Consider the following 11,306-nt stretch of genomic DNA (forward strand, 5'->3'; position numbering starts at 1 on the left):
GAGGATTGCGGCATGGAACTCGACAGGCCGACGAGGCCGCTGCTCACCTACGGTACCTATCCCGTGCTCGCGTTCGTCACGGCCGCCGCCTTGTGGTCGGCGGTGCGATGGAATCTGGACCGCGACGCCGTGATCGGCGCGCTGACCGCGGTGACCATCGTCATCGTGTTCAGCGTCGAGCGCGTGAACCCGCTTCAAGACCGCTGGTCCATGACCAAGGCCAGCCTCCTCGGCCGCGACCTGCCCTTCATCGGACTCGCCGTCGTCGTGGAGCAACTGGCCACCGCCGGGGTGTCCGTGGTCGCGGCTTCGACCATGCCGCGGGACGGCTTCGGCCCCCTGGCCCGGATCCCCATCCTCGCGCAAGCGGCGTTCGCTCTGGTCGCCCTGGACCTGCTCTGGTACGGCTACCACCGCGCCGCCCACACGGTCTCCCGGCTCTGGCGCGTCCACGGCCTGCACCACGCGCCGTCCCAGCTCTACGTCCTCATGCACCAGGTATTCCACCCGTTCGATCTGCTGGTGTCCCGCTTCGTGATCTCGCTGATCGTCTTCAAGACCACGGGGATCTCGCCGGACGCGGCCTTCATCGCGATCGCCGTACTCGGCCTGCAGCAGACGGTCAGCCACGTGAACAGCGACCTGCGGGTCGGCAAGCTCAACTACGTGCTCATCGGCACCGAAACGCACCGCTATCACCATGCGGCGCAGGAACGGGGGAACTACAGCTCAGTGGTCGCGATCTGGGACATCGTCTTCGGCACGTTCCTCTACGAGCCGCGCCGCGTTCCGGACGCATTCGGCCTGGAGGACCCCGCCTCCTTCCCGGACCCGCGCCGCTTCCACGCCGCGTTGGCGTGGCCCCTGCGGCGCGCCGCCGTCTGAGCGCTCGCCGGCCGGACCGTCTGCTCGTCCAGCTGCTCACGTGCCCACCGCCGACGGCTGCCGCGCCACCACGACGTCACGCTCGCCCCCTGCCTCCGGGTCGGTCACCGAGTGCCGCGCAACGTGTGCGGCGAACAGCCACAGCGGTGCCAGCGTGGCGCAGAAGAGGCTGACGACGAGGTGCTTCGTGACTTCGTTGCCCTCGCCGAGGACGGCGGTCAGGTACTGGATCGCCGAGCACGCGGTCAGGGTGAGCGAGACGGTGGCGAATGCCCGGCAGAGTGAGCCCTTCTCGCTGCGGCGGCGAAGAAGGAACGCGACGCCGAGGCAGGTGAGCCAGTACACGACGATGCCGCCGAAGCCGGTCCAGGCGAAGTGGTTGGCGATCCAGGAGACGACCGCTACACGGTGATCCACTCGAAGTGACCTGCCCGAACTGTCGGCCTGCGTGTAGTTGCCGATGTAGTAGCCGGTGCGGAACATGCGCAGGTAGGGGCCTGATCCGCTGGCTATGACGCGGGCCGCCAGTCGTGGGTGGGTGACAAGGTATCCGCCGAGGCGGGCGAAGGTGACGCGGGAGGGGTCGAACGCGGGATCGTCCTGGATGGGGTGCGGGGACCAGGCGCTCGTACCGCTGTACGCTCCGATCGACCGTGGCAGGCCCAACCCTGCGGCGACCGCGCCGGGATCGCCCGACAGCGGCATGAGGGTCATGGTGAGCTCGTTACGGACGTTCGTCTCCCGGTCATTCGGTCCGCCGCCGAACACCCCGGCCTCACCCAACGCCATGCCGACGAGCGAGGCGACGATAAGCACGGGCACGACGCGAGTCCGGCGCCGGGCACCGCTCCACAGGCCATGGTTCAGTTCGCGCCCTGCGAAGAAGACCCCGAGCGGGACCACCAGGGTCAACGTCCCGACCTTCGCCCCGACGGCGAACACAGCACCGGCCCCGGCGACAACACACGCCGCACGTTGAAAGCGGTTTCGCGTCAGCGCCGCGACGCCGGCGACCGCGAACACCGCCAAACCCCACAGAGCGGCGGTCTCTGTATAGGGCGAGTTCGCGTAGTCGGCGAAGGTCGCCTCGGCAAGGACCAGGAACAACGCCGCCAGGAACACGGCTCGTGGCAGCGGCCGCAGACTACGCACCACACGCGCCGCACCCCAGACCACGAAGCCGACGACGACGCAGTACTCAACAGCCAACTCACGCAGGTCGACAGCTCCGTCGAGTCCAAGGACATGCTGATGCACGAGCGCAGCAAGCTTCGCGGGAAGACGCATCGTCGTCAGATAGGGGTCGCAGGATCGCCCCGGCCCGCTGAACGGATACCTCTCCACCAAGTACCGCCAATACGGAAACCCGTTGCTGTGCACCGCCCCCGCATCCGCACCGAGCGGACACAGCAGCCGGGATCCGTCGTTGTTGTCAGCCATCCCCACCGGAACCGGCACCAGTAGTCGTACCGCCATCAGCACCGCCGCGGTGATTCCCAACCCGATCGGGTCCAAGACGGCCCTCAAAGCCGTCTTCAGGGCAGCCATCGCCCGCAAGCGGCGGCCTTCGCTCTCGTCCATATGTGCTCCTGCGCGTTCGCGCTCGCAGTTCTGTTCTGCCGTCGCAGTCGTGGCTCAGGTCGGATCGGATCACACGCCAGAGCAGGCCCTTCACGCCGCCGATTCGGTCGAGGGCCGGGAGCTTGCCCGCCTCTTCCACGCAGGCGTCCAGCCCCGCCGAGATCTTGCAGACTCCCGCGCCGACCTTCGGATCCGTAGTGTGCGGGGCGACCTCCAGCGTTACTGAGGCGTCGTCGAGGAGAAGGTGAGCAGCGCACTCCACGTTCCGGGGTTGCCTTCGCCGAAATGACCCGGCCGCCACAGGATCGCCAGGCGCGGCACGGTGCCAGCCGGTATAGAGCTTCAGCATGCGCCCGCGCCCTGGCGTATTCGGTGAACTCGGCGTCGCGCCCCGCGTCCCCCATCCGTGCACCACGTCCTCTCGACCGCAGCGCCGATGCGCGCTGCTAGTCCACTAATGCAGGGAGCGTGATGGAAGGTTGCATCCGAGGGGCAGATCGTTCGGCGGGCCGTCCGGCAGTGTCACGGCTCCGCCAGCCCTGGCGATGTCCAGTACCGCGGGTACCTGTCGGGCAACCGAAACGGTACTCGGCGGGTCATGTACGAGTCCTGATTAACTTCTAACGTTGGCGACGTGAGATCGACCGAATCTGTCCACGAATTTCGAGCCCGGGAGCCGATCGCGGTGACCGGCATCGGCGCGGTGCTGCCGGGCGGAAGCGGCAAGGACGCGTTCTGGCAGAACATCTCCACCGGGACGTCGCAGATCGGCAAGCTGACCCGGTTCGACCCGGACCGGGAGCGACTGCCGGTGTTCGCCGCCGCCCAGATCGACGATTTCGACCACCGGCCGTATCTGCCCGGGCTCAGGCCCTCGCACGCGGCCAAGTACACCCGCGAGATCCTGATCGCGATGTCGGCCGCCGAGCAGGCGCGGCAGGACGCGGCGCTCCTGCCGGGAGCTGTCGACCCGCGGCGGCTGAGCATCGTTATGTCCTCGTCCCGGGGACCGCTGGACTGGTGGAGCACCGCCATGGAAGCGGGCCCCGATGCGCCCTACGCCGACAGCGGCGCCATGTTCCGCGGCCTGCCCGGGAGCCCGGCCAGCATGGCCGCCATCCGGATGGGAGCCCAGGGCCTGGTCACCACGATCAGCAACGCCTGCGTCGGCGGCCACCACGCGATCGGCCTCGCACTGCACGAACTGCGCTCCGGCGCCAGCGACGCGGTGCTGGTCGGCGGCCACGAGTTCCCCATTCTGGCGCAGGTCGCCAGGTGTTATCTGGCGCTCGGCGACGGGGTGATCTCCGGCGAGCGGGACGAGCCCGCCCGCGCCGTGCGCCCCTACAGCAAGGATCGCGAGGGCTTCGCACTGGGGGAAGGGTCCGTGGTGCTGTGCCTTGAGCGCGAGTCGTCCGCACGCGTACGGGGCGCCCGCATCTACGCCAACATCCTCTCGCACCGCGCGCTCAACGAGGCGGACCATCCCACGACGATGGACATGACCGGCGAGCTGACCGCGGGCCTCATCCGTGAGGTGCTCGCCGACGCCGGCCGGACGCCGGACGAGGTGGACTACGTCTGCGGCCACGGAACCGCGACCCGCTACAACGACCTGGCCGAGAGCCGCGCGCTGCGCGCCCTCTACCCGGACCGCGGCGCGGACCGGCTGCCGCCGCACGGCTCCAACAAGCCGATCTACGGACACACCTTCGGCATGGCCGGCATCATCAACACCGCCGCGACATCCCTCATGCTGCACCACCGGACGATCGCGCCGACCGCGAACCTCGTCCACCCCGACCCCGAGTGCGACCACGACCACGTGGCCGAGGGCCCCCGGAAGGCAGAGCTCGACCTCGCGGTGTCGATGTCGTTCGCCTTCGGCAGCCAGACGTCGGTGCTGGCCCTGGGCGCCGCCCGATGACCGCGCCCCATGTCGCGCCACATGTCGCACCCCATGCCACGCCTCATGCCACGCCCTATATCGCAGCCGACGTGGACGACCTGGTGCGCCGCTTCGTCCGGCCGGACATGCACCTGCACTTCGCCGCGACCCTGTCCAGACCCAATGCCCTGATATACGCGGTGGCACGGGTGCTGCGCGGAGCGGGCCGGCTCACCGTGAGCACCACCGCCGTCCACTCCAGCGCCCACGCGCTCGCGCTCTCCGGTGCCGTACGCCACGTGGAGTCCTGCTTCTTCGGCGACACCTATCCGTCGCCGCGCCCGAACCGGATCTACCGGGACCTGGCCGTCGGCCTGCCGTTCACCGCCCAGACCTGGTCGCTGCTCAGCTACACCCAGCGGCTGGTGGCGGGAGCGACGGGTACGCCCTACGCGGTCACCGCCTCACTGGCGGGAAGCGACCTGACCCGAGGCAAGGAAGCAGACCTGTGGTCCGTGCCCGACCCGGCGGTGCCCGGCGGGCACGTCACCCTCCTGCGGCCGATGCGCCCGGATCTGACCCTCGTCCACGGAGTCTGCGCCGACCGGCGGGGCAACGTCGTGCTCTGCGCTCCGCTCGGCGAGGGACCGTGGGCCGCGTACGCGGCGACCGGCGGCGTGCTCGCCTCCGTCGAGCGGATCGTGCCCGACGAGGTCGTCGACGCACATCCGGACCGGGTCGTGATCCCGGGACAACGCGTGATCGGCCTGGCCGAGGCAGAACTCGGCGCGCACCCGCAATCGCTCAGAAGCCAAGGCGTGGGCGGCGTGACCGGATACCGCGACGACTACGACTTCATGACCGAGATCGTCCGCGACTGCGCGGACGCCGATACCGCCGAGGAATGGTTCCGCACCTGGGTGACCGAGCCGGGTGGACATGACGGCTATCTCAAGGCCCTGGGGCGGGAGCGGATCGAAGCGCTGGCGCTCGACCACACGGCACCGGAGCGAGACGGCGCCGACCGGGATGTCGAGACCGCGGGCGGCCAGCCGAAGCCGACGACCAAACAGGCGACCGAGCCGGTAACCGAGCCGCCGACCGAGCAGGAACGCCTGCTCGTGCTGGCGGCACGAGCGATCATCGCGCAGGTGGAGACCGGCGGCTACGACACGCTGCTGGCCGGCATCGGGTCCTCCCACATGGCCGCCTGGCTGGCCGCGGCCCTGCTCCGCGAGCGCGGCCGTCCGGTCCGGGTCGCGGCAGAGCTCGGCTTCTTCGGCATGGACCCCGAGCCCGGCGACGTCTTCCTGTTCAGCCAGGCGCACGCCCAGCGATCCGAACAGCTCAGCAGCATCCTGGAGATACTCGGGGCCCAGGTGGCCGGCAACCGGCGCTGCCTCGGCGTCCTCGCCGCCGCGGAGGTGGACGAGGAGGGAAACCTCAACACCACCCTGCTTCCGGACGGACGCTGGGTCACCGGTTCCGGCGGCGCCAACGACATCGCCTCGACCGCGGACTGCCTCGTCGTCGCGCCCGCCTCGCCCCGGCGCTACGTGCCGCGAGTCTGCTACGTCACCAGTCCGGGGCACCGGGTGCGCGAGGTCGTCAGCCAGTTCGGACGATTCCAGCGGCCCGGCCCCGGCGAGCCGTTCCAGCTGCGCAGCTGGCTGCCGACACCGAAGACCGACGTCACGGCTGGTCCAGAAGGTCCAGAAGGTCCAGAGGGTCCAGACGGTCCAGACACTCCGGACGAGCTGATCGCCCGGCACACGCGCTGGACGGTGAAGCCGGCCGGCGACGCGCGGCCCGAACCCGACATCACGCCCGCCGAACTGGCGCTGCTGCGCCGCCTCGACCCGGAAGGTCACTACCGATGACCACACAGACCGTCCCGGCCGCGAACCGCGGCCGCCTGGCCGCCGCGACGCCGTCCCGGCTGATCGGCATCGGCCACTACTTCCCCGGCGAACCGGTCACCAACGCCTACTTCGAGGGGTTGGAACACCTCGGTATCGACGACGCCTGGATCCGCGAGCACACCGGGATCCGCTCCCGGCACTGGCCGGAGCGGGACGACGAGCGCGCGGTCGAGATGGGCGCACGCGCGGTCGAGGCGGCGCTGGCCGACGCCGGGCTCACGGCGCCGGACATCGACCTCGTCATCGGCACCACGTCCACGACCCGGCCGCGCGTCAACCCGTCCTCGGCCACCAACCGCTACATGGACATCTCACTGCCGCTGCAGAAGCAGCTCGGGCTGCACAACGCCGTCTGCTTCGACGTCGGCGCCGTCGCCTGCGCCGGGTTCCTCTATTCCAGCGTCGTGGCCTGCTCCCTCATGGCAGCCCTCGGCGCGCGCAACGCGCTGGTGGTCTGCGCGGAGAACCCGAAGCCGATCCTGAACTTCGACTACCGCTACTCGGTGCTGTTCGGCGCCGGCGGAGCGGCGGCGGTGTGGCAGCGCGGCGAGGAGGGGACCGGCTCGGGGCTGCTCGACGCGGTCTTCAACTCCGACGGACGCTATTTCGACGCCTTCGACATCGACGACGACGACAAGATGATCATGAAGGGGAAGCAGGTCGGCGACGTCGGGCCGAAGATGCTCGCCGACGCCGCCCGCGCCGTCCTGGCTCGCAACGGCCTCACCAAGGACGACATCGACTGGTTCATCCCGCACCAGGGCAACCTGAACATGATCCGCCAGGTCTGCGCGGACCTGGAACTGCCGGAGAAGCAGGTGCTGGTCAACATCGAGCACCGGGGGAACACCTCCAGCGTCAGCATTCCCAGTTGTCTGTCCGAACAGATCGCCGCAGGCACCGTCAAGCCGGGCGACCTCGTGCTCTCGATCGGCATCGGCCGCGGATTCAACTCCGGCGCCATGCTGTTCCGGTACCGATGAGCGGCCGATCCCCGATGGAGAGCATCGGCGCCGGCGCCGCGGCGACTGACGGCGGTATCTGGGCCCGAGCCGGACTCGGCTTCACCGGATTCGGCCATTACTACCCCCGCAACCTCGTCCACAACTCGGATCTCGCGGACGGCGCCGAGGGCAATGCCGTCGACCAGGCGGTGATCGGTTCGGTCGAGGTGCGCAGCCGGCACGTGGCCGCCGACGACGAGACGATCGACTTCATGGCCGCGCGGGCCGCGACAGCCGCTCTGGAGCGGGCCGGCCGCGCCCCCGGCGAGGTCGACCTGCTGGTGCTCGGGAACTGGACCGAACGCCAGCTGGTACCGGAACTGGCCCCGCAGGTCGCTCTGCGGCTCGGCGCGCACCGGGCGCTCGCTTTCGACGTCTGCGGCGCCTGCACGGGATTCGTGCACGGTGTGCAGACCGCGGCCGCCCTGCTCGCCGCGAACCCGTCGTGGCGAGTCGCCGTCGTCGTGAACTCTGAGCACTTCTCCCGCCGGGTGCGCCCGGGCAGCAAGGGGACCCTGGTGGTAGGGGACGCCGCGGGCGCAGCCGTGCTGGAGAAGCGCGGACCCGACGCGGGCCGAGGCTTGATCGACTCCCTGCTGCACAGTGCCGGCGAGTCGGCGGAGGCGGTGACGGTGCGGCCGCCGCTGGGCTGGATCAAGAGCAAGCCCGAACTGGTCGAGCTGGGCGTCGCGTCCAACACCGCCGTCGCCGCCGAGCTGCTCGAGCGCAACAACCTCAAGATCGACCAGATCGACTGGTTCGTCCCCCATCCCGGCACCGGCCCGATCCACGCGGCCGTGCGCGAGCGGCTCGGCATCGACCCCGAGCGGTTCGTCACCACCTTCGAGACGCGGGCCAATACCGGCTCCGCCTCGATCCCGACCACTGTGTCCGAACATCTGGAGAAGGGCGTGTTCCGCCGTGGAGACCTCTGTCTCACCCCCGCCGTCGGGTCCGGCTGGTTCTACGGAGGTCTGCTGTTCGAGCTCTGAGGCACCGGGTGCGGTGAACCCGTGAACGCATCCGTGAACCCTGATTCTGGCGCCGGTCGCGGCCTGGCGTTGGTCACCGGCGGCAGCCGCGGGCTCGGGCTGGCCATCGCCCGGCACCTGGCCGGGACCGGCTGGGACGTCGTCATCGCCGCACGCGACCAGAAGGCACTGGAGGCCGCCGCCGACGAGGCGGCGGCCGACGGGCTGAGGCTGCATCCGGCGTCCGCCGACGTGACCAGCGAGGCCTCGGTGGCCGGCCTGTTCGAGGAGCTGGCCGGCCGCGGACCGCTGCGGCTGTGTGTCAACAACGCGGGCCGCAACTTCAACCACCAGCTCGTCCGCGTCGCCGGCGCCGACCGGCGCGAGCTGCGCGCGCACCCCACCGACGCCTGGGAGCGCGTCATCGGACTCTGCCTGACCGGGGTCTTCCTGGTCGGCCGGCACGCCGCCGCCGCCATGCTGGCCGCCGGGACCCCGGGCGTCATCGTGAACATCTCCTCGACGGTGCGATCCGGCTCCTACGGCCAGTCGGCCTACGCCGCGGCGAAGGCCGGTGTGGAGTCGCTGACCCGTACCTGGGCGGTCGAGCTGGGCGAGTACGGCATCCGCGTGGTCGCGGTCGCACCGGGCGTGCTCGACGGCAGCACGCTTCGCGAGCGCAGTGCGGCGAACCCGCGGCACGCCGCGTACATGGAGCGCCTGCGACGCCAGGTCCCCCTTCAACGCTGGTGTGAAGAAGACGACATCGCGACCGCCGTGGCCTTCGCGGCGGACAACCCATCCCTCACCGGAAACGTATTGGAGGTCGACGGCGGTGGACTACCCAAGCGGGTCTACGACTGAGCAGGCGGCACCGCCGCAACCCACGGCCGGCCCGCCGGCCGGGTTCGCGAGCGGACTGCTGACCGGGCGGACCGTGCTGGTGACCGGCGCGAGCAGCGGCATCGGGGAGCTCACCGCCCGGCGCCTGGCCGCCGCCGGAGCCCGCACGATCCTGCTGGCCCGCAGCGAGCAGGAGCTGCACACGCTCGCCAAGGACATCACCGAGGCGGGAGGCGCGGCGGCGGCCGCCCCGGCGGACCTCGCCGACGCCGCGGCGCTCGAGCGTGCGGTGCGCGGTGCCGAGGAACTGCTCGGGCCCGTGGACCTGCTGGCCCACTCCGCCGGCTGGGCACACGGTCAGGTCTTCCTGTGCGAGCAGACCGAGCAGCAGTGGACCAGCACGATCGACGTGAACCTCAACGGGGCCTTCCGGATCTGCCGGCTGGTCGTGCCGGGCATGATGGAGCGCCGGTCCGGCGGCATCGTCCTGGTCTCCTCGATCGCGGGCAGCCGGGGACTGCCGTCCAACACCGCCTACTGCGCCGCCAAGTTCGGCCTGCACGGACTCATGTACGCGCTGGCCGCCGAACTCGGCCCGTTCGACATCCGGGTCAACGCGGTCGCCCCCGGCCTGACCCGCGCCCCCGGCACCACCGACCCCACGCGATACGCCGACGAGTTCATGGCCAGCCTGGCGCGCCACCACGGCCCGGCGGATCTGGACTGGTCCCGCTACCTCACCCGGGCGGTGCGCAGCACGGCCCTACGCCGCCTCGTCGAACCGGACGAGGTCAGCAACGCCGTCCTCTACCTTCTGTCGGACCTGTCCACCGGTGTCACCGGCCAGATCCTCGGCGTCGACGCGGGAGTGCTGTGAGCATGAGCAGCGGGGAAACGGTGCCGCGCGGCGCCCGGGACGCGCTGGTGACGGGGATGGGCTTCTGCCTGCCCGGAGGTCCGACCGGCCCGGTGTCCACCGCCGACGACCTGTGGGACGTCGTCTCGCGCGGGCGCTCGATGCTGGACCACGACGGGTTCTTCCACGGCCTGGTGGACCTGCCGGAACGGCACTTCGCCGACAAGCTGCCGGAGATCCCGCAACGCCATACCCGGCACTACGCCAACGTGCACCGGTACGGCCTGCTGTCGCTGGTCGAGGCCTGCTCGGACGCGAAGCTCGACTTCCGGGCCGGCGAGCTCGCGGACGCCGCCGTGCTCACCGCGCGTGCCGGCGTCGACAGCAACTTCGACAGCTACCTCGCCTGGTACCAGGCCGACCCGGAGCGCATCAGCCCGGAGGACGCCAAAGCACTGTTCGTCCGCCTGGTGATCGCCGGAACCTCCAATGACGTGGGGAGCGTGCAGACGGCGCTCACCCGCAGCACCGGCGCCAGCTACACGGTCACCTGCGGCTGCGCCTCGTCCGCGGTGCTGCTGGGGATCGCGCGCAGACTCATCGAGAGCGGCGAGTCGGACCTGGCCGTGGTGACCGGCGTGGACGTGTTCGACACCGAGCGGATGCGGCACGCCGACCGGCTGCGGCTGGTCGCGGAGCGGACCGGGATCACGGCGACGCACAACAGCGCGCCCCCGACCGCCCCGCGCTTCGACCACCCGATGCGGCCCTACGACCGCCGCTCGGACTGCGTGAATTTCGGCGACGGCTCGGTCACGCTGATCCTGGAGAGCCGCGAGCACGCCGACCGGCGCGGGGCGCGGCCGTACGGCAGGCTGCTCGCGCAGGCGACCACCCGCGGCGGCCTGCCGAGCGCCGTGTCCATCGACGAGAGCGGTTCGGCGTTGTCCGCGGCGGTGCGCGCGTGCGTCGCCGACCGCGTCGGCCTCGATCAGATCCCTTACATCAACGGCGGCGCCGAGGGCGATCCGCTGTTCACGCTGATCGAGGCGAACGCGGTCCGCGACCTGTACGGCGCGGCCGCGCGCGATGTCCTGGTCAGCTCGCAGGAAGCGTGCTTCGGTCACAGCGGCGCGCCCCTGGGCAACCTCGGCGTCGCGGCCACGTTGCTCATGATGGACCGCGGCCGGGTCTGCCCCACGGCGAACTGCGAACAGCCGGACGAGATCTGCGGCTTCGACCCGGTGCCGGGGACCGAGGCCCGTCCGCTCGCCTTCGACCACGCGCTCAGCTTCAACTACCAGATCGGCGGCGTGACCAGCGCCATTCTCCTGGAGGGCGCGAATGCCTGCTGAG

Annotated in this window: 9 protein-coding genes; 8 read left to right on the plus strand and 1 reads right to left on the minus strand. The window is 70.6% G+C overall.

From position 1 onward, the window contains the following. Positions 1-12: 12 nt before the first annotated feature. Positions 13-885 carry a sterol desaturase family protein gene (locus GWK61_RS05010; protein ID WP_194905435.1) on the plus strand — a complete coding sequence of 291 codons (873 nt, stop codon included), beginning with the start codon at positions 13-15 and terminating at the stop codon, positions 883-885. Between the two features lie 36 nt (positions 886-921). Here GWK61_RS05010 and wsfD read toward each other — a convergent pair whose 3' ends face one another. After that, positions 922-2,466 (minus strand): glycan biosynthesis hexose transferase WsfD, encoded by a 1,545-nt coding sequence (wsfD, locus tag GWK61_RS05015; protein WP_194905437.1) that lies wholly within the window; start codon positions 2,464-2,466, stop codon positions 922-924. Between the two features lie 634 nt (positions 2,467-3,100). Between wsfD and GWK61_RS59290 the strand changes: the two genes are divergently transcribed. The 7 genes from GWK61_RS59290 to GWK61_RS05050 all read left to right on the plus strand — a co-directional run bounded on the left by GWK61_RS59290 (position 3,101) and on the right by GWK61_RS05050 (position 11,305). After that, positions 3,101-4,393 (plus strand): beta-ketoacyl-[acyl-carrier-protein] synthase family protein, encoded by a 1,293-nt coding sequence (locus tag GWK61_RS59290; protein WP_323747410.1) that lies wholly within the window; start codon positions 3,101-3,103, stop codon positions 4,391-4,393. A 71-nt stretch (positions 4,394-4,464) separates the two neighbouring features. Next, positions 4,465-6,234 (plus strand): CoA-transferase, encoded by a 1,770-nt coding sequence (locus GWK61_RS05025; protein WP_323747411.1) that lies wholly within the window; start codon positions 4,465-4,467, stop codon positions 6,232-6,234. Continuing rightward, complete coding sequence (locus GWK61_RS05030) at positions 6,231-7,259, plus strand: 3-oxoacyl-ACP synthase III family protein (protein ID WP_194905441.1); 1,029 nt, start codon at positions 6,231-6,233, stop codon at positions 7,257-7,259. The genes GWK61_RS05025 and GWK61_RS05030 overlap by 4 nt, the downstream gene beginning before the upstream one ends. A 14-nt stretch (positions 7,260-7,273) precedes the next feature. Continuing rightward, positions 7,274-8,272: a ketoacyl-ACP synthase III gene (locus GWK61_RS05035; protein WP_194905443.1), complete on the plus strand. Its 999-nt coding sequence runs from the start codon at positions 7,274-7,276 to the stop codon at positions 8,270-8,272. 21 nt (positions 8,273-8,293) lie between these two features. After that, positions 8,294-9,115: an SDR family NAD(P)-dependent oxidoreductase gene (locus GWK61_RS05040; RefSeq protein ID WP_194905445.1), complete on the plus strand. Its 822-nt coding sequence runs from the start codon at positions 8,294-8,296 to the stop codon at positions 9,113-9,115. Next, positions 9,087-9,971: an SDR family NAD(P)-dependent oxidoreductase gene (locus tag GWK61_RS05045; RefSeq protein WP_194905447.1), complete on the plus strand. Its 885-nt coding sequence runs from the start codon at positions 9,087-9,089 to the stop codon at positions 9,969-9,971. The genes GWK61_RS05040 and GWK61_RS05045 overlap by 29 nt, the downstream gene beginning before the upstream one ends. Positions 9,972-9,973: 2 nt before the next feature. Next, positions 9,974-11,305, plus strand: coding sequence for a beta-ketoacyl-[acyl-carrier-protein] synthase family protein (locus GWK61_RS05050; protein WP_194905449.1), 1,332 nt, complete (start codon positions 9,974-9,976; stop codon positions 11,303-11,305). Position 11,306: the final 1 nt, after the last annotated feature.

It is taken from the genome of Catenulispora rubra (assembly GCF_015356825.1).
GTDB classification, from domain to species: domain Bacteria; phylum Actinomycetota; class Actinomycetes; order Streptomycetales; family Catenulisporaceae; genus Catenulispora; species Catenulispora rubra.

What these genes read in the sequence shown, in the direction of transcription:
- GWK61_RS05030 (WP_194905441.1), top strand. Translation starts at nt 6,231, where the DNA reads ATGACCACACAGACCGTCCCGGCCGCGAACCGCGGCCGCCTGGCCGCC.
- GWK61_RS05050 (WP_194905449.1), top strand. Translation starts at nt 9,974, where the DNA reads ATGAGCAGCGGGGAAACGGTGCCGCGCGGCGCCCGGGACGCGCTGGTG.
- GWK61_RS05035 (WP_194905443.1), top strand. Translation starts at nt 7,274, where the DNA reads ATGGAGAGCATCGGCGCCGGCGCCGCGGCGACTGACGGCGGTATCTGG.
- GWK61_RS05010 (WP_194905435.1), top strand. Translation starts at nt 13, where the DNA reads ATGGAACTCGACAGGCCGACGAGGCCGCTGCTCACCTACGGTACCTAT.
- wsfD (WP_194905437.1), bottom strand. Translation starts at nt 2,466, where the DNA reads ATGGACGAGAGCGAAGGCCGCCGCTTGCGGGCGATGGCTGCCCTGAAG.